At 59.6% G+C, this 17,250-nt stretch carries 15 protein-coding genes and 3 pseudogenes; 13 read left to right on the forward strand and 5 right to left on the reverse strand.

The window, feature by feature from the left end; genetic code table 11:
- Positions 1-300: 300 nt before the first annotated feature.
- The 6 genes from BN1189_RS06750 (at position 301) to BN1189_RS06775 (ending at position 6,435) form a co-directional block, all read left to right on the forward strand.
- On the forward strand, positions 301-2,517 hold the full coding sequence (locus BN1189_RS06750) for a ribonucleoside-diphosphate reductase subunit alpha (protein WP_040226762.1): 2,217 nt from the start codon (positions 301-303) through the stop codon (positions 2,515-2,517).
- Positions 2,518-2,687: 170 nt separating this feature from the next.
- Positions 2,688-3,128 (forward strand): flavodoxin, encoded by a 441-nt coding sequence (locus tag BN1189_RS06755; RefSeq protein WP_040226763.1) that lies wholly within the window; start codon positions 2,688-2,690, stop codon positions 3,126-3,128.
- 118 nt (positions 3,129-3,246) lie between these two features.
- Positions 3,247-4,299: a ribonucleotide-diphosphate reductase subunit beta gene (locus BN1189_RS06760; RefSeq protein WP_040226765.1), complete on the forward strand. Its 1,053-nt coding sequence runs from the start codon at positions 3,247-3,249 to the stop codon at positions 4,297-4,299.
- Between the two features lie 122 nt (positions 4,300-4,421).
- The gene (locus tag BN1189_RS06765; protein WP_052455693.1) at positions 4,422-5,081 is read left to right on the forward strand and encodes a transposase; all 660 of its coding nucleotides are present in this window, start codon (positions 4,422-4,424) and stop codon (positions 5,079-5,081) included.
- A gap of 84 nt (positions 5,082-5,165) precedes the next feature.
- The gene (locus BN1189_RS06770; RefSeq protein WP_040226767.1) at positions 5,166-6,128 is read left to right on the forward strand and encodes a 2-hydroxyacid dehydrogenase; all 963 of its coding nucleotides are present in this window, start codon (positions 5,166-5,168) and stop codon (positions 6,126-6,128) included.
- Positions 6,129-6,228: 100 nt separating this feature from the next.
- Positions 6,229-6,435: a hypothetical protein gene (locus tag BN1189_RS06775; protein ID WP_040226769.1), complete on the forward strand. Its 207-nt coding sequence runs from the start codon at positions 6,229-6,231 to the stop codon at positions 6,433-6,435.
- 288 nt (positions 6,436-6,723) lie between these two features.
- Here BN1189_RS06775 and BN1189_RS06780 read toward each other — a convergent pair whose 3' ends face one another.
- The gene (locus BN1189_RS06780) at positions 6,724-7,713 is read right to left on the reverse strand and encodes a nuclease-related domain-containing protein (protein ID WP_040226771.1); all 990 of its coding nucleotides are present in this window, start codon (positions 7,711-7,713) and stop codon (positions 6,724-6,726) included.
- Between the two features lie 491 nt (positions 7,714-8,204).
- Here BN1189_RS06780 and BN1189_RS06785 point away from each other — a divergent pair, with 491 nt between their 5' ends.
- The 4 genes and pseudogenes from BN1189_RS06785 to BN1189_RS06800 all read left to right on the forward strand — a co-directional run.
- Positions 8,205-8,627: a VOC family protein gene (locus BN1189_RS06785; protein ID WP_257125436.1), complete on the forward strand. Its 423-nt coding sequence runs from the start codon at positions 8,205-8,207 to the stop codon at positions 8,625-8,627.
- Positions 8,628-8,827: 200 nt separating this feature from the next.
- A complete protein-coding gene (locus BN1189_RS06790) occupies positions 8,828-9,442 on the forward strand; it encodes a hypothetical protein (RefSeq protein WP_052455694.1) in 615 nt (204 codons plus the stop codon).
- Positions 9,354-10,421 carry an ABC1 kinase family protein gene (locus BN1189_RS06795; RefSeq protein ID WP_052455695.1) on the forward strand — a complete coding sequence of 356 codons (1,068 nt, stop codon included), beginning with the start codon at positions 9,354-9,356 and terminating at the stop codon, positions 10,419-10,421. Before BN1189_RS06790 ends, BN1189_RS06795 begins: the two co-directional genes overlap by 89 nt.
- 173 nt (positions 10,422-10,594) lie before the next feature.
- Positions 10,595-11,176: pseudogene (locus BN1189_RS06800) on the forward strand (MFS transporter); the annotation flags it as partial.
- 455 nt (positions 11,177-11,631) lie between these two features.
- Here the strand turns inward: BN1189_RS06800 and BN1189_RS06805 are convergent.
- The 3 genes from BN1189_RS06805 to BN1189_RS06815 all read right to left on the reverse strand — a co-directional run bounded on the left by BN1189_RS06805 (position 11,632) and on the right by BN1189_RS06815 (position 14,403).
- Entirely contained in the window at positions 11,632-12,312 is a 681-nt protein-coding gene (locus BN1189_RS06805) for an ABC transporter permease (protein ID WP_306610718.1), read from the reverse strand.
- Positions 12,309-13,157, reverse strand: coding sequence for an ABC transporter ATP-binding protein (locus BN1189_RS06810; RefSeq protein WP_040226774.1), 849 nt, complete (start codon positions 13,155-13,157; stop codon positions 12,309-12,311). The genes BN1189_RS06805 and BN1189_RS06810 overlap by 4 nt, the downstream gene beginning before the upstream one ends.
- 154 nt (positions 13,158-13,311) lie before the next feature.
- Complete coding sequence (locus BN1189_RS06815) at positions 13,312-14,403, reverse strand: LytTR family transcriptional regulator DNA-binding domain-containing protein (RefSeq protein WP_040226776.1); 1,092 nt, start codon at positions 14,401-14,403, stop codon at positions 13,312-13,314.
- Between the two features lie 237 nt (positions 14,404-14,640).
- Between BN1189_RS06815 and BN1189_RS06820 the strand changes: the two are divergent.
- Positions 14,641-14,931: pseudogene (locus tag BN1189_RS06820) on the forward strand (cell wall hydrolase); the annotation flags it as partial.
- Here BN1189_RS06820 and BN1189_RS06825 read toward each other — a convergent pair.
- Entirely contained in the window at positions 14,922-15,791 is an 870-nt protein-coding gene (locus BN1189_RS06825) for an ABC transporter ATP-binding protein (protein WP_441296252.1), read from the reverse strand. The pseudogene BN1189_RS06820 and the gene BN1189_RS06825 overlap by 10 nt on opposite strands.
- Before the next feature lie 48 nt (positions 15,792-15,839).
- On the opposite strand from BN1189_RS06825, the gene BN1189_RS06830 reads away from it, so the two are divergent.
- A complete protein-coding gene (locus tag BN1189_RS06830) occupies positions 15,840-16,277 on the forward strand; it encodes a cell wall hydrolase (protein ID WP_040226780.1) in 438 nt (145 codons plus the stop codon).
- A 263-nt stretch (positions 16,278-16,540) separates the two neighbouring features.
- Positions 16,541-17,250, forward strand: a pseudogene (locus tag BN1189_RS06835) (PD40 domain-containing protein); the annotation flags it as partial.

The following is a 17,250-nucleotide window of genomic DNA, read 5'->3' on the forward strand; positions in this document are numbered from 1 at the left end:
ATCGTTCCATTGCAGTGGCAGAAGCCCCGCCGAAGAGTCTTTCTTCAGCGGGGCTTCTGTTTTTTGCGTCAGGAAAAAAGCGGCTTACTCGGGCCGGATTGCGGCTCACTCGGGAGTGAAAGCGGCTTACTCGTGAGGCAAAGCGGCTCACTCGAAAGTGAAAGCGGCTTACTCGAACACAAATGCGGCTCACTCGCGGCCCAAAGCGGCTCACTCGCCCCGCCGCATGCTCCCGTCGGCAAAAAGCCACCCACTCATTCCCGCACACAACCGTTCCACCCACCAAAAGGAGGAATCACCATGGTCTCAAAACCGACTGATCAGCTTACCATCATCCAATCTCTTGAAGAGGAATTCACGCCCGAGAAAATCGCGCCGCTCCGCCGCTCTGCGGAAACCTACACTGCCCGCCACGGGGAGGGTGATCCGAATTTCGCGGCGCATCTGATCCGCGAGGCGCTTGCGCAGGTGGATGAGAGCGAGACGTTCTGGACGGATGTGGCGGCGCGGATCCTGCTCGGCCGGCTGTACCGAGACCAGGCGGACCGCCGGGGCCTCGCCGATCCGTACGCGGATTTCCCGCGCCACGTTCAGGAGCTCGCCGCCGGGGGGCTTTATGCAAAAACACTCGCCTCGTCTTACTCTCGGGAAGAGCTCGCGGAGATCGGCCGATTCATCGATCCGTCGCGCGACCGGCTGTTCACGTATACCGGCCTGAAGACGCTCACCGACCGGTACGTCGCGACGGATTTCACGAAAAAGCCGGTCGAGCTGCCGCAGGAGCGCTGGCTCGTCATCGCGATGACGCTCATGCGCAACGAGACCGAAGATCGCCTCGGGAAAATAAAAGAAGCGTACTGGGCACTCTCGAATCTGTATATGACCGTGGCGACGCCCACGCTCGCGAATGCCGGAAAGCCGCACGGGCAGCTGTCGAGCTGCTTTATCGATACGGTCGATGATTCGCTTCAGGGGATCTATGATTCGAACACCGACATCGCGAACCTCTCGAAATACGGCGGCGGCATCGGCGTCTACATGGGGAAAGTCCGGGCTCGGGGCTCGGCGATCCGAGGGTTCAAGGGCGCGTCGAGCGGCGTGCTTCCGTGGATCAAGCAGCTGAACAATACGGCGGTTTCCGTCGATCAGCTCGGCCAGCGCCAGGGGGCGGTCGCGGTGTATCTCGATGTGTGGCACAAGGACATCCTGACATTCCTCGACCTGAAGCTCAACAACGGCGACGAGCGGCTGCGCGCGCATGATATCTTCACCGGGGTCTGCCTGCCGGACTTGTTCATGGAGCAGGTCGACGCGCGCGGCGACTGGCATTTGTTCGATCCGCATGAAGTCCGCTCCGTGATGGGCTGGTCGCTCGAGGATTTCTATGACGAGCGGCGCGGGGACGGATCGTTCCGCGAACGGTATTTCCAGTGCGTGGCGCACCCCGGCATTTCTTCCGAAAAAGTCCCGGCCATCGACATCATGAAGCGCATCATGCGCAGCCAGCTTGAAACCGGCGTGCCGTTCATGTTTTACCGCGACGAGGTGAACCGGATGAATCCGAACAAGCATGAGGGGATGATCTACTCGTCGAACTTGTGCTCGGAGATCGCGCAGAACATGAGCGCGACCGGGGCGTCGCAGGAGACGCTGGAGGACGGGGTGATCGTGAGCCGCCGGACGCCGGGGGATTTCGTCGTCTGCAATCTGTCGTCGATCAACCTCGGCAAGGCGGTGCCGGCGGGCGTGCTCGGTCGGCTGATTGAGATTCAGGTCCGGATGCTCGACAACGTCATCGATCTGAATCAGATCCCCGTGCTGCAGGCCGGGGTCACGAACGCGCGCTACCGCGGGATCGGCCTCGGCACGTTCGGCTGGCATCATCTGCTCGCAAAGGAAGGCGTGCACTGGGAGTCGGATGAGGCGGTCGAGCGGGCGGACGTATTATATGAAGAGATTGCGTACCACACGATCCGCGCGTCGATGGAACTGGCCCGGGAGAAGGGCGCGTATCCGCTCTGCGAAGGGTCGGACTGGCAGACCGGCGGGTATTTTGAGAGTCGCGGATACGGCGGTGAGCGCTGGACGGAACTGCAGGCGGCGGTCGCGGAATACGGCGTCCGCAACGGCTACATGATGGCCGTCGCGCCGAACTCGTCGACGTCCGTCATCGCCGGCTCCACCGCTTCGATCGACCCGGTGTTCAAGCCGTTTTACCATGAGGAAAAGAAAGACTATAAACTGCCCGTCGTCGCCCCGGACCTCGACCACCGCACATACGACATTTACCGCCGGTCGGCCTACATCGTCGACCAGCGCTGGAGCGTCCGGCAAAACGCCGCCCGCCAGCGCCACATCGACCAGTCGATTTCTTTCAATCTATACGTCCCGAATACAATCCGCGCGAGCGTGCTGCTCGACCTGCACTTGCAGGCGTGGAAATCCGGCATGAAGACGACGTATTATACGCGGTCGACCGCGAGTGACGTGGACGAGTGCGAGTGGTGCCAGTCGTGATTTTGGCGGCGGCCGGGGGGCAGGACGCGGCGAATGTTAAGCAAATCGGGTTGGATGTTAAGCAAACTGCTGCGAATGTTAAGCAAATAGTTCCGAATGTTAAGCAAACAGTCACGAATGTTAAGCAAATACTGTGCTGAGAGGTCTCGATAAGGAGGGGGTGCTTTCAGATGAATAACGTGCTCATCGCCTACGCCACGTACAGCGGCAACACGAAAGAAGCGGCGGAGCTGTTGGCGGACGCGCTCGGGGCGGCCGGCTGCCGGGCGGAACTGCACCGGATCGGCACGGAACGGGTGCCGGACGTGTCGCGCCATGACGCGCTCGTCGTCGGTTCATTCACATGGGCGGAAGGCGCCGTCCCGGAAGAAGTAAAGGACTTCATCCTCGACGTCGGCTACAAGCCGCCCCGCGTGTTCGTGTTCGGAACCGGCGACACCCAGTTCGGCGGAGACGACCTGTTCTGCCGTGCCGCCGTGAAACTCGCCCGCTTCTACGAATCCCCGATGCCCCCGCTGAAAATCGAACAGAGCCCGCGCGGAGAGCAGGAAGCGCGGGTGGCCAGGTGGGCGGGGGAGATTGCATCCGTCCTGCGGGAAGTGACGGCGTGAAGCGGCGGCGATCTTGGACAGGGCGGGCAAGCTGCGCCGCGCCCGAGTGAGCCGCAATTGCACGCGAGTAAGCCGCATTTCCGCGCTGCACCAACACCAACAAAGGAGTGACGCCATCATGAATACAACGACAGACACCCGTCTCACACGAGTGAAGGTCCTCGAACCGGTGAATCCGAACCGGGCGACGGCCATTTTCGGCGGAGAGGCGAGCGGCATCCTGAACTGGAATGACCTGAAATATCCTCATTTCTACAAGCTCCGCCAGCGCATCCGGTCCTTGTTCTGGACGGCCAACGAAGTCGATATGACACAGGATGTGAAGCAGTTCACGCAGCTCACGCCCCCAGAGCGGGACGCGTTCCTGAAGATCATCGGGCTGCTCGCGACGCTCGACGGGCCGCAGACCGACGTGGCTGCGAAGCTGTCTGCATACGTGACGGACCCGTCGGTGAAGTCACTGTTCGCCACGATCGCCGACCAGGAAAGCGAGCACAACCACAGCTACGCGTATGTGCTGAGCTCGGTCACGACGTTCGACAACCAGGTGAAGTCATTCGAAATGGGCCGCCGGGACGCGGTTCTTCTGAAACGGAATGAACGGATCGCCGAGGTGTACAACGACTTTGCGGAAAATCCGACCGTCGGGAACGCGCTCAAGTCGATGGTGTACACGACGCTGCTCGAAGGCCTCTTCTTTTATTCCGGGTTCGCGTTCTTCTATAACCTGGCGCGAAACGGAAAAATGGTCGGCACGTCGACGATGATCAGCTACATCAACCGCGACGAACTAGAGCACGGCAAGGCGATGAGCGACGTCTTCCGCGCGGCGATGGGGGAAAATCCGGAGCTCAACACGCCGGAATTCACCGAATGGATCTACGACGCCTACCGCCATTCCGTCGAGCAGGAGACCGAATGGAGCCGCTATGTGCTCGACGGCATCGACGGAATCGACCCGGACGAGATGGAAGGCTACATTAAATACCGCGCGAATAAAATGTTGCGGATGCTCGGCCTCAGCGAACTTTATGAAGAGCATACCGACAATCCGATGAAGTGGATCCGCGCGTACGTCGACTCATTCGACAACACGAAAACGGACTTCTTCGAGCAGACTTCGCGCCAATACACGAAAACGAGCGACCTGAACGGGTTTGACGACTTATAATTTAAAAACCCGCCAAAATTCCTATATAAAAAAATAAAATTCCTCCTTCAATCATGGACAAAGGTGATGAAATATTTGTTATAATTGCGTCAATGAATAATTTGTCCAAAGGAGAGAAGAGCATGGCGGGAACCGCAAATGAAGAGAAGGGCACCAAACCACAAAAAACATTTGAACAAAGGCTCCGGGCAGTCAAAGAAGTGACCGGGAAAAAACGGAAAAGGGGAGCCGTGGCACGTGAGCTCGGCATCCATCCGAACACTCTCAAAAACTGGATTGACGCCTTTGAAGCCGAGGGGGAGGAAGGCCTGATCCCGAAAAAACGCGGCCGCCAGCCGAAAACGCCGTCCGTCGACCCGAACCGCCGTATGCGTGAACTCGAGCGCGAAACCCGGCGTCTCCGCGAGGAAAACGAAATCCTCCAGAAATTCCTTTCGATGGTCAAGATCAAAAAAACCGACCGCTTCGACGCCATCACGGAGATGAAGGAAGAGCATAAAGTCCGCCGCCTGTGCATGACGCTCGACGTGTCCGAAAGCGGCTATTACAACTATATGAACCGGCCGGACAACAAGCTGTCCGACCGCGACAAGGAGGATATCCTCGTCATCCGCCGCCTCATGGAAACCGAGGGCGTCGACGACCCGGACTGGATCCTCCTCGAAATGCGGAAGGAAGGCCACAAGATCAACCGCCGCCGACTTCTCCGACTTCTCGACCAGCTGGACCTCGTCGAAGAAGAAGAGGAAATGAAGGAAAAAGAACCGGTCGCAGCGGAATAACGAGCCGGATCACCAAAGCCGCCGGAACATGAAATCCGGCGGCTTTTCCTTCGGTTCATTTAACTTCGAAAGGGGATGGGGGATTTGAAAAAGACGGTCTTCATCACGCGGCAGCTGCCCGACGAGGCGGTCGCGCCGCTCCGGGAGAGGTTTGACGTGGACATGTGGGGGAGCGAGGACGAGCCGGTTCCGCGGGACGTGCTGCTCGAAAAGGCCGAGACGGCCCACGCGCTCTGGACGGTGATTTCCGAGGAAGTCGACCGGGAACTGTTCGGGCGGGCGAAGAATCTGGAAATCGTCGCGAACATGGCCGTCGGCTACAACAACATCGACACCGAAGCGGCGAAAGAACACGGTGTCGCCGTCACGAACACGCCCGGCGTCCTCACCGAAACGACCGCCGACCTCGCGTTCACCCTCATGCTCGCCGCCGCACGCCGCACCGGCCAGGCGGAAAAGGCGCTCCGTGCGGGCGAGTGGAAATCATGGACACCAATGGGCTTCACCGGCCAGGACATCTTCGGCGCCACGCTCGGCATCATCGGCATGGGCCGCATCGGCGAAGGCGTCGCCCGGCGCGCCCGAGGCTTCGACATGGACGTCTTCTACCACAACCGCACCCGCAAACCCGAAGCCGAATCGATGCACGGCTTCCGGTACTCGGGGCTCGATGATTTGCTGCGCCGGTCCGACTTCATCGTCGTGCTCACCCCGCTGACCGACGAAACCCGCGGCCTCATCGGCGCACGCGAACTTGGACTCATGAAGGAGACGGCCGTGCTGGTGAACGCCGCCCGCGGAGGGATCATTGACGAAGAAGCCCTGTATGACGCGCTGCGGAGCGGGCAGATCTGGGCCGCCGGACTCGACGTCTTCGAAGAAGAACCGATCGGCCTGGAGCACCCGCTGCTCGAACTGCCGAATGTCACCGCGCTGCCCCACATCGGCAGCGCCAGCATCAAAACAAGGCTCGCCATGATGAAACTGAACGCGGAAACCATCACAGACTGCCTCGAAGGACGCCAGCCCGCGAACCGGGTGGTGTGAACATGAAGAAAATCATCGCCGCCACGGGGCTCATCTACCTCATCGGCGCCATCACGGCCCCCAAACGCACGAAATCAAGCTTGGCGGAAAGGAACCATCCATGAAAACCATGAGCACCAATCAGAAATTCATCCTCGCCGGCGGACTCATCTTATTGATCGCCGTCCTCACCATCGTATTGATGACCTACTTCAACACAAAAGAGATCAAAGCACTGATCGACGGATGCGAAGAAAACGGCGGACAATACGATTTGAATATCACCAAACCGCTCACCAGCGGCTATGAATTTGAGTGTAAGAAATGAAGGAAGGCCCCGTCCCCGTGTGGGGGATGGGGTCTTGTTGGTTGGGTGTCGGCTTTCGTAGGGTGAGTGTCATCGGAAGGCGTCCGAGTGTCATCGGAAGTGGGTCGAGTGTTATCGGAAGGCGTGTGCGGTCGGGAAAGTTATCGCATGTCCATGCACTTGAGAGAAGGGTGTGTTTGCAAGACGACGTGGTGAGTGTAATCGGAAGCAGGCCGAGTGTCATCGCAGGACGCGCGAGTGTGATCGCAAGGTCGCGGGAGGCGCATCGATATGGGGATCCATGGTCAATCAACCCGGTTGCCTTTTCTTTAGCCGAGTGGAATCAAGATGGTGACCGGGATAGAAGGCGAAGGCGGCGTTTGGTCCCCAGCCGACCGGGGACAGATGCCTGTTTAAACAGCGCCGAGCTGTAGCTTCCGGCACGATTTGGGCGAAGCGGGTGAATTCTTTCGTTGTGACCACGGGCCGGATCGTGAGGACATAATCGAGCAGGGCCCGGGCAATGGGTTCGTCCGGATCGGGCTGCCCGCAGGAAAGGCATGTGTAGCTCCTCTGAGTTCCGCGCTTTAGCCGGCCCCGGCAAGATTCGCAGATCAATCCATGGAGGAAGTCGCGGCTGGTCAATCCTTGGCGCTCGCTTGATGGGGTCTCATCCGGCCCCAACTGCGCAAATCGGATGCTGTCAAATGCCCTGACACCAGTTTCGACGGCAGAGAACCGGGAATTCCTGACCTGGGCGTTGAGAAAGGAGGGGAGCTCTTTCACGGATAAAATGGTAAAGTTATCCGGAAGGTTCACCCACGTATTCCGGGTCGCAAAGCCGACCACTCCATTCACCGGCATGTCCAGATTGCGCGACTGCAGCCAACCGCGGAGTACCACTTTCTGATTCTCCACCTGGATGATCGGACAGTCGAAAGTTAGAATCGAACCATCGTCCCTCACTCGTTCCATCCGTCTCGGAAACTCTTTCCACTCCAATGTTCCCCGAATCATCTTGGCCTCAATGATCCAAATACCCCGCTCTGTGAAAACCAACGTATCAAACTGCACGATGTAATCGTCGTTGATCCGCAGGCGGACGTCCCGCAAAACCCTCCACCAACAGGGCAAATTGGCATGAACCAAATACTGGTCAACAGAAAGTTCCCCTTTATACCCAGCCCGGATCCGGTCCGTCTGTTCATTAAAGAAATCCCTCTTCACATGGCCCGAAATAAGCCTGAACTCCGACCGTTCCGCCCGAAGCAGCTCAACCGGATAACCCCTCTCGCTCATCGAATCACCCCTTTGATGAGACGATAGCACACCAGCAGATGCAACTGAAGTCAACTCTCCAACTTTCAAAAATGAAGCAAAATCCGATGTCACTTTTGAAAATTGACATGAAAAAGTGCCCCAAAATTGGATTATGCGAAACTAAGCCCCTCCGATGACACTCGCAGCCCGCGCGATAACACTCGCCCTCTCTCCGTTAACACTGGCGGCTTCTCCGCTAACACTCACGTCCCGCGCGCTAACACTCGCGACTTTTCCGACAACACGCCCCCGTCGCCACAACCTTCCCTTATCGCTAATACTTACTGCCCTCAGATGGCACTCGTAGCCTCTCCGATGACACTCACGCCCGATGCGCTAACACTCGCCCCTCTCCGATAACACTCGCCCCCCGCGTGCCAACCCCCTCACCCCCAAATGTTATCCCACCCCGCCCCAACGGGTATGATAGGGACAAGAAGAGGAAAGCGGTGAGTGGGATGAAGAAATGTATGCCTTATTTGATGTTTTATGGACGGGCCGCGGAGGCGGCGGTGTTTTATGGGGATTTGTTCGGGTTGGAGACGGTGGATCGGCAACGGTATGGGGATGCGGAGTTTCCGACGCCTGAGGGGGCGGAGGAGTTTTTGATTCATTGCCATTTGAAGGGGCCTTGCCTGGAGTTGATGTTGGCGGATTCGACTGAACCGGAGCCGGAGATTCCGATTCGGAGTGTGTCGTTCATGATTGATTGTGAGTCGGAGGAGGAGATCCATCGTTTGTATGATGCGCTGCTGGAGGAGGGGCGCCGGCTGATGGAGCTGCAGGAGACGTTCTGGGGGGCGACCTTTGCGAAGGTGGAGGATCGGTTCGGGTTCACCTGGGATTTGAATTACCAGAAGGATCCCGCCGCCGCTCCGCCGCAGTCAGACTGAAAACCGATCAACACACCAGAGGCCATCCGCCGAGCAGACGGATGGCTTTTCTTCATTTTGAAATCTCCCGTTCATCTTCCGTTCAACTTCGCCCCGTACAATAGAAGCATCACTTAAGACAAAGTTCCAAGACGGCCGCGGAAGGGTAGAGTCCAACCAAAAGGCGCCCGTGTCGATACGGTTCGGTTGGAGGGGATTCCATGATTGTTTCGATTGTGCTGTTTATTTTGTTCAGCTTCATCAGCTACCGGCTGATCGGGAGTGAAAATGTCCGGGGGAAGGCGGTGATCGCCTCCCTCTTTTCCCTCGTCTTCTCGAGTGCGGCGTACTACGTGTTCCATCTGCGGAGTGCCGGCCCGCAGACGAGGATTTTCTATTTTGACCATTACACGTTCCTGTACTTCATCACGCTCGTCGTCGTGTCGATGGGGTTTTCGCTCATCCTGGAGATGATGTCGGGGCATGAGGAGGAACTGGAGGATGCGCCCGGTTTCTTCGGCCGGCTGAGGTATTTCTTTTCTTCCCGTCTCCGCTACTTGAATCTGCTGACGATCGTCTCAAAGAACGGCCTCTTGAAGAGCACGCTCCGGCCGGGCGGCGGGATCCGCAGCAGGGAGACGGCGGCCGCGTTCCGCAATACGCTTGAGAAGGCGGGCGGGATTTTCGTGAAGTTCGGCCAGTTCCTGTCGACGCTCGGACTTGTTCCCGGCGGAGTTCCGGGAAGAGATGTCGAAGCTGCAGGAACAGGTCGAGCCGGTCCCGGTCGATCAGATCCGCGAAGTTATCCGCGCGCAGCTCGGCCGTCCGGTGGATGAGGTCTTCCGCGAATTCGATGATGAGCCGCTCGCCGCGGCGTCGATCGCCCAGGTCCACCGGGCGACGCTGAAAAACGGCCGCCGGGTGATCGTGAAAGTGCTGCGGCCCGCGCTCCGCAAACAGCTGGCGGTCGACCTCAATATTTTAACGAGTTTCGCGGATCTTCTTGCCAGAAAAGCGGCGTGGGCCCGGCGGATCGGCATCAAGTCGCTGACGGAGGGGTTCATCCAGAATTTGCACGAGGAAATCGATTTCTCCCATGAGTTCAACAACATCCGGCAGATGAAGAAGGAGGAGAGCCCGGACGTTTATATTCCGGTCGCGTACAAGGAGTATTCGACGCCGGATGTGCTCGTGATGGAGTATCTCGACGGCGTGAGCCTCAGCAAGGCCGGCCGGGTGCTGCACCGCGATCCGGAAGCCCGTGCCCGGCTCGCGGACGACCTGTTCCGCGAAATGCTCACCCAGATTTTTGAAAAGGGGCTGTTCCACGGCGATCCGCATCCGGGCAATATCCTGCTCCTGCGCGACGGCCAGCCGGCGTTCATCGACTTCGGGTCGGTCGGCCGACTGTCGGACATCCAGCGGAACGGTTTCAAATGGCTGCTCATCGGCATCATCCGCAGCAACGCCGACTCGATGGTCACCGGCGTGAAAAGCCTCGTCGAGAATAGTGATGAAATCGACACGAGAAGCCTTGAGCAGGCGCTCAGCCAGTTTCTCGCGGAGCACTCATTCGAAGGCGACATCCTCGACGAGATGGGCAAGGACCTGTTCGACATCATGGGCCGGTTCAGCCTGCAGTTCTACCCGGACGTCGCGACGGCATTCCGGAGCCTCATCATCCTGCAGGGCAGCCTGCAGACGGTCGACCCGGAATTCAACCTGGCGGACGTCCTCGATTCTTACATGAAGAGCATCCTGAAAATCGGCAATCTCAAGAAAACCGCGCTGGATTCGGTGAAGACGATCTGCTGAACCTGATCCCGATGCTGAAAGCTCTGCCGAAGCGGATCGACGGGATCACCCGGCAAGTGGAAAACGGCAACTTCACTCTCGGGTTCTTCACCCTTCAGGAATCGAAGGAAGAAGTGCTGTCGAAGATCGACTTCCTCGGCATCCTGCTCCTGTCGTTCTCGATCTTGAGCATCATGTTCGCGATCAACAACCTCGGACAGGGCAGCCTGCTCAACGCGAGCGTACTCGGCCTGCTCCTCCTCGGAGTCGCCATCTTCGCGGCGCTCATCGTCGTTGAAAAACGCAGTGAACAAAAACAGCAGATCGACCCGATTCTCCCGTACAGCCTGCTGCGCAAGACAACGTACTCAGTCACGATGATCATGGCGCTCCTGTCCGGAACATTCATCGGCGCGATCATCTTCATCCCGTCGTTCGCCGAACAGATCCTCGGCATCCCGGCCGCCAAATCCGGCTACTGGATGACGCCGCTCGCCCTCGCATCTGGCATCGGCGCAGGCGGCGGAGGCTACTTCGTCGACAAGCAGGGCCCGGTCCGCACGCTCATCATGTCCGGGATCATCTCGATCATCGGCTTCGGCGGACTCAGCCTCTTCACCGACACGAAAGTCACATTCATCATCTTCTCGGTCATCGCCGGCATCGGCTTCGGCTTCGTCCTCGGGGCACCGCTCACGGTCCTCACCTCGAACGCCGCCGGCACCCAGAAAGGCTCCGCGCTCGGCACCCTGAGCGTTGCGCGCCAGATCGGCCTCACCATCTCGCCGACCGTCTTCGGTGCCATGATCCAGCGCGGCTTCAGCCAGATCGGCGACATCATCCCGGAAAAACTCCAGGAACACGGCGTCGACCCGGCCGCCATGCCGCCCGGTTCCATGGAAAGCATCGAAGGCACCAACTACAGCGACATCCAAAGCGCCATCGCCAAAATCCCGTCGACGGACGTCCAGGACGCCCTCCGCGAAGCCTTCAGCGTCGCCGCGCACCGGGCGTACGAACCGATCTACATGACGACCGCCATCGCCGCCGTCCTCCTCATCCTCCTCGCCGTTCTGTTCAGGAAGAAGTTCCGTGCAGACGCCGCCGAGGATGCGGCGCGTGAGGCGGAGGCGCAATCCGGCCGGTTTAACCCCATCCAATCCATCCAAAAGAAGCGTTCGCACAGGCGAACGCTTCTTTCAATTCAATCCATCAATCCATCCGCCGCTTCTTATACACGACGACCGTCACGGCGACGGCGGCGACTGCCCAGGCGGCGAGGATCAGCAGGTTCCCCCGCGATCCCCGTTCCACTTTCCAGTCCTTCCCACACGGCGAGCAACTGCTCGCCGGGGAGCCAGTCGATGAGGGCGAGGATGGTTTCATTGGTGATCAGCGATTTGAACATGCCGGCCATTCCGAAGATGAGCATGACGGGCATGCCGATGATGCTCGTTTCCATGACGGTGCGGGAGAGCAGGCCGAGCAGCGTGCCGATGGAGAGGAAAGTGATGAGACCGAGGAAGATGCTGACGGCCGCCATCGGCAAAGAAGGCACCGTGAATCCCGCGAGGAAGACGCAAGCGATGATGATCAGCACGGTCGCCGTGCCGCTCAGCAGGCTTTTGCCGACCAGAATCTCAACAGTGCTTGCCGGCGACAGGAGCAGCCCGCGCAAGGTGTTCTTTTCCTTTTCCTCCGCGACCATCGCGGCCTGGACGAACGCACCGGCGATGACGAGCGCGAAGTTGATCGTGAAGGCGGCGAGTGCGGCGTTGCTTTCACCCATCCGGCCGAACACGGCGGCAAGCACGAGCGGGAAGGAGAGCGTGATGAGCACGTAGCCGTTGCGCTGCATGTCTTTCCAGTCTTTCATAAAAATCGCATTCACGCGTTTCATTGAAAAAGTCATCCGAGTTTCCTCCCTGTGAGCTGGACGAACAAGTCGCCGAGCGTCGGTTCATTTGAGTGGATCGTGAGCAGTTCGCCGCTTTCCATGTAACCGGCAATTACGGCGGCCCCGTCGGCATTAGGCTCGACCGTCACCGTCTGCCGGTCCTTCAATAAAACCGAAATCGTCGGCCGGCCTTGGCCCGTCCTTAAGTTCTGCGGCGTATCGAAAAGCCGGATCTCCCCGTCGTGCAGGAACGCGACCCGGTCGCAGAGCGATTCGGCCTCATTCATGTCGTGCGTCGTCAGGAAGATCGTCGTCCCGGCGCGGTTGAGTTCTTTCAATCCTTCATGGATGTTCCGGGTGTTCACCGGGTCGAGCGCGGACGTCGGCTCGTCGAGGAACAGCAGATCCGGCTTGTGCAAAATCGCCCGCGCAAGCGTCACACGCTGTTTCATCCCTTTGGACAGCTTCTGGACGGGCGTCTTTTCCTCGCCCGTCAGGCTGACCATCTCGAGCGCTTCCGCGACCCGCCGGCGGTCCGTTCCATAGAGGTCTGCGTACAAGCCGAGGTTGTCGGCGATTGTCAGCCGGTCGTACAGACCGCTGTTGTCAGTGAGGATGCCGATGCGGCTCATACGCGCCGGGTCCTTCAATTGATCGACCGGCTCGCCGAACACCCGGACGTCGCCGGCTGTCGGCGCGAGCTGAGCGGTGAGGATCTTGATCGTCGTCGTCTTGCCCGATCCGCTCGGTCCGAGGAAGCCGATCGTCTCTCCTTTGCGCACATTAAAATCCACATTTTTAAGCGCCGTTTTGTTTCCGAATGATTTGACGAGGCTGCGCACCTCGATGATGTTCTCCATGTTTCCGCCCCTTTTCTCTGTTGTCCCTTGCTTGACTCCAATGTACCGCGGATTCGGCAGGAACGCAGTAACATCAAGGCGAAAGGAGCAGAGGGAAGGGTGAACGGAGCATAGGACGGCTGAACGGAGCACCATTTCAGGCCGATGGAGCGCCCTAGATGCCGAGAAACGTCTTCAATTCGGCGTACTTTCCCTTGGAGAGCGGAACCGAGCTTTTATTTGGGTCTTCGAGGATCAGGCTATAGCTGTTCCGCGTCCACGTGATCACCTCGCGCACACGCTGCAGGTTCACGAGATACGACCGGTGGCACCGGAAAAATCCGAACGGCTCGAGCCGTCCGGCCAGATCGCCGAGCGTGAGCGCACACGGGAAGGTCTCGCCGTTCACATGCAGCATCGACACCCCGTCGGTGCTCTCGACGAACACGATCTCCGTCGGGTCAAATAAAATCAGCTTGTCGTTCACCTTCGCCGGCACCTTGTCGAACCGGATCTGGAAGGAGGACGGCCCGTCTGCCGCATCCGGGGTTTCTGCCGCGTCCGGAGCGGGGGCCGGCGGCACTTCTTCCACCGGGTGCTCTTCCTCTTCGGCCGCCGGATCCTCTTCTGGCGCGAGGTCGATCCGCTTCAGCCCGTCCCGGTTCAGCCGGTAGACGGTGTCGGTCATTGCGACGGCGTTCTCGAGGTTGCTCGTCGTCAGCAGCACCGAGCCGCCCGCCGCGGTAAATTCTCCGAGTACGCGCTGCAGGATGACGCGGCTCTCGATGTCGAGGTTCTGCTCGGGCTCCTCGAGCAGCAGCAGTTCCGGCCCGTGCACGATCGCCCGCGCCAGCTGCAGCCGCCGCTTCTCGGAACGGGAAAGCTTCCCCGACCGGACGGCCGTCTTGTCGGCGAGCCCGACCCTCCGGAGCAGCTCATCAACCGGCGCCCCGCCCCCGTGCAGATCCCGGAACAGGCGCAAATACTCGGCCGGCGTCAGCCGCTCGTACAGCTCATCGTCGAGCAGGAGCACCCCGATCCGCCCGGAAAGCTCCCGGAACCGGCCCGCCACCGGCTCTCCGCCGAACCGGACCTCTCCGTGAAGCAGCGGCTCCATCCCCGTCACGAGCCCGATCAGCCGGCGCCCCGCCTCATGATCGCACTGCACCGCCGCAAAACTCCCCGCCTCCACGCTCAAATCAAACCGGGGAAACACCACCGCATTCCCCGCCGACTTCTCTACTTGCCGAAACTCCAGCCTCGTCATGATGCATCCCCCTGTTGTCGTCGTCTGAATTCTTTCCTTTAAGTGTAATGAAAGGAGGGGGGCGGGGCAATAGCTGGCGGGTGTCTGAGCGAAGTTGACACTCGCATCCCGGAAAGTGACACTCGGGCGGATGAAGTTGACATTCAGGCGGCTGAAGTTGACACTCGCCGCGCTGAAGTTGACACTCATTCATCGATCGCCTCCGGTTTTCATATCTTACAGGTGGAGGTGTGCGGATTGGCGAGGGTGAAGTACCGGAATGAGGACGTGGATTTGATGGCGCGGATGATGCGGGCGGAGGCGGAGGGCGAGGGGAAGCAGGGAATGCTGTATGTCGGCAATGTGATCGTCAACCGGGCGGTCGCGGATTGCCTGGATTTTGCCGATGTGCGGTCGATCGAAGATGTGATTTTCCAGATACAGGGCGGCAACTATTCATTCGAGGCCGTTCAGAAAGGGAATATGTTCTATCAGCGGGCGCGCGAGTCGGAGAAGCGGCTCGCCCGGCAGACGCTGGATTACTGGCGGGNCTCTTCCTCTTCGGCCGCCGGATCCTCTTCTGGCGCGAGGTCGATCCGCTTCAGCCCGTCCCGGTTCAGCCGGTAGACGGTGTCGGTCATTGCGACGGCGTTCTCGAGGTTGCTCGTCGTCAGCAGCACCGAGCCGCCCGCCGCGGTAAATTCTCCGAGTACGCGCTGCAGGATGACGCGGCTCTCGATGTCGAGGTTCTGCTCGGGCTCCTCGAGCAGCAGCAGTTCCGGCCCGTGCACGATCGCCCGCGCCAGCTGCAGCCGCCGCTTCTCGGAACGGGAAAGCTTCCCCGACCGGACGGCCGTCTTGTCGGCGAGCCCGACCCTCCGGAGCAGCTCATCAACCGGCGCCCCGCCCCCGTGCAGATCCCGGAACAGGCGCAAATACTCGGCCGGCGTCAGCCGCTCGTACAGCTCATCGTCGAGCAGGAGCACCCCGATCCGCCCGGAAAGCTCCCGGAACCGGCCCGCCACCGGCTCTCCGCCGAACCGGACCTCTCCGTGAAGCAGCGGCTCCATCCCCGTCACGAGCCCGATCAGCCGGCGCCCCGCCTCATGATCGCACTGCACCGCCGCAAAACTCCCCGCCTCCACGCTCAAATCAAACCGGGGAAACACCACCGCATTCCCCGCCGACTTCTCTACTTGCCGAAACTCCAGCCTCGTCATGATGCATCCCCCTGTTGTCGTCGTCTGAATTCTTTCCTTTAAGTGTAATGAAAGGAGGGGGGCGGGGCAATAGCTGGCGGGTGTCTGAGCGAAGTTGACACTCGCATCCCGGAAAGTGACACTCGGGCGGATGAAGTTGACATTCAGGCGGCTGAAGTTGACACTCGCCGCGCTGAAGTTGACACTCATTCATCGATCGCCTCCGGTTTTCATATCTTACAGGTGGAGGTGTGCGGATTGGCGAGGGTGAAGTACCGGAATGAGGACGTGGATTTGATGGCGCGGATGATGCGGGCGGAGGCGGAGGGCGAGGGGAAGCAGGGAATGCTGTATGTCGGCAATGTGATCGTCAACCGGGCGGTCGCGGATTGCCTGGATTTTGCCGATGTGCGGTCGATCGAAGATGTGATTTTCCAGATACAGGGCGGCAACTATTCATTCGAGGCCGTTCAGAAAGGGAATATGTTCTATCAGCGGGCGCGCGAGTCGGAGAAGCGGCTCGCCCGGCAGACGCTGGATTACTGGCGGGTCCACCCGGCGAAATATGCCCTCTGGTATTTCAATCCCTATGCGCCGTGCCCGCCGACCTGGTACGGGCAGCCGTTCACGGGCCAGTTCAAAAACCATTGCTTCTACGAACCGGCAGCCGGCACATGCGCCAGTGTTTATAGTTAATGAAAGGCAACAGCACGACCTGAGCAAGCGAGCCTGTCCAGAGGGATGAGGTTCGTTTGCTTTTTTGGATGGTTGCGGTTGCGCGTTGGCCCTCCGATGACACTCGAGGCGTTTCCGATGACACTCGCGGGCCCTCCGATGACACTCGCGCCGCCTCCAATGACACTCACCATAGAAATCACCCCCGACGCCCCGGGGGATTTATGCTATACTATTCCGAAAAGTGATATTTCGAGTGAGGAAGTATCAGGAGGGGGATCGGTATGCAGGAGGAAGAGCTGTTGCTGGAGTATTTGACGGTGAATTCGGCTGATGAGCCGCAGGCAATTCCGCAGCACGAGACGTTCACGTTCATTTCGAAGATCACGGGGATTCCGCAGGTTTGGACGCTTGGTGAAGAGGGGGAGCCGGTGCGTTTTGCGGAGACGCCGGACCGGGTGCTGAGTGTGTTCCATTCGCCGGACGGGCAGCGGACGGTGATCGGGATGGACCGTCACGGGGATGAGAAGCAACAATTATATGTGCTCGATCACAGCCCGGACCGGACGCTCGAAGAGGCCGGGGAGGAGCTGCTCGAGGAGGAGCACGGGGAAGCCGAACCGGAGCGTGAAACGCCGGTTCCCAAGCGGCTCGTCCATTCGCCGGAGCATTTCCATTACCCGGCGGGCTGGTCGCCGGACGGAAGCCGGCTCGTATATTCGAGCAACCGCCGCCATCCAGGCCAATTCGATGTGTTCACGGTCAACGTCGACACCGGCGAAACGGAAACGGTCTACGAGTCTGGCGCGAACTGCGTGCCGCTCGGCTGGATCGACGACCGGACGATCCTCGTCTCGCTGAAGGAAACGAACATCGACAGCGCGGTGTTCGCGGTCGATACCCGAACGAAAGAGGCGACCCGGATCGGCCCGGCCGACGTGCCCGCCCGCTATGCATCGCCCGCGGTCATTCCGGGCGGGCGCGGCGGGTTCAT

This window comes from Bhargavaea cecembensis (assembly GCF_000826125.2).
GTDB classification, from domain to species: Bacteria; Bacillota; Bacilli; order Bacillales_A; family Planococcaceae; genus Bhargavaea; species Bhargavaea cecembensis_B.

Coding starts and splice junctions, on each gene's coding strand:
- BN1189_RS06750 (WP_040226762.1), top strand. CDS start 301: ATGGTCTCAAAACCGACTGATCAGCTTACCATCATCCAATCTCTTGAA.
- BN1189_RS06755 (WP_040226763.1), top strand. CDS start 2,688: ATGAATAACGTGCTCATCGCCTACGCCACGTACAGCGGCAACACGAAA.
- BN1189_RS06760 (WP_040226765.1), top strand. CDS start 3,247: ATGAATACAACGACAGACACCCGTCTCACACGAGTGAAGGTCCTCGAA.
- BN1189_RS06765 (WP_052455693.1), top strand. CDS start 4,422: ATGGCGGGAACCGCAAATGAAGAGAAGGGCACCAAACCACAAAAAACA.
- BN1189_RS06775 (WP_040226769.1), top strand. CDS start 6,229: ATGAAAACCATGAGCACCAATCAGAAATTCATCCTCGCCGGCGGACTC.
- BN1189_RS06780 (WP_040226771.1), bottom strand. CDS start 7,713: ATGAGCGAGAGGGGTTATCCGGTTGAGCTGCTTCGGGCGGAACGGTCG.
- BN1189_RS06785 (WP_257125436.1), top strand. CDS start 8,205: ATGCCTTATTTGATGTTTTATGGACGGGCCGCGGAGGCGGCGGTGTTT.
- BN1189_RS06790 (WP_052455694.1), top strand. CDS start 8,828: ATGATTGTTTCGATTGTGCTGTTTATTTTGTTCAGCTTCATCAGCTAC.
- BN1189_RS06795 (WP_052455695.1), top strand. CDS start 9,354: ATGTCGAAGCTGCAGGAACAGGTCGAGCCGGTCCCGGTCGATCAGATC.
- BN1189_RS06805 (WP_306610718.1), bottom strand. CDS start 12,312: ATGACTTTTTCAATGAAACGCGTGAATGCGATTTTTATGAAAGACTGG.
- BN1189_RS06810 (WP_040226774.1), bottom strand. CDS start 13,157: ATGGAGAACATCATCGAGGTGCGCAGCCTCGTCAAATCATTCGGAAAC.
- BN1189_RS06815 (WP_040226776.1), bottom strand. CDS start 14,403: ATGACGAGGCTGGAGTTTCGGCAAGTAGAGAAGTCGGCGGGGAATGCG.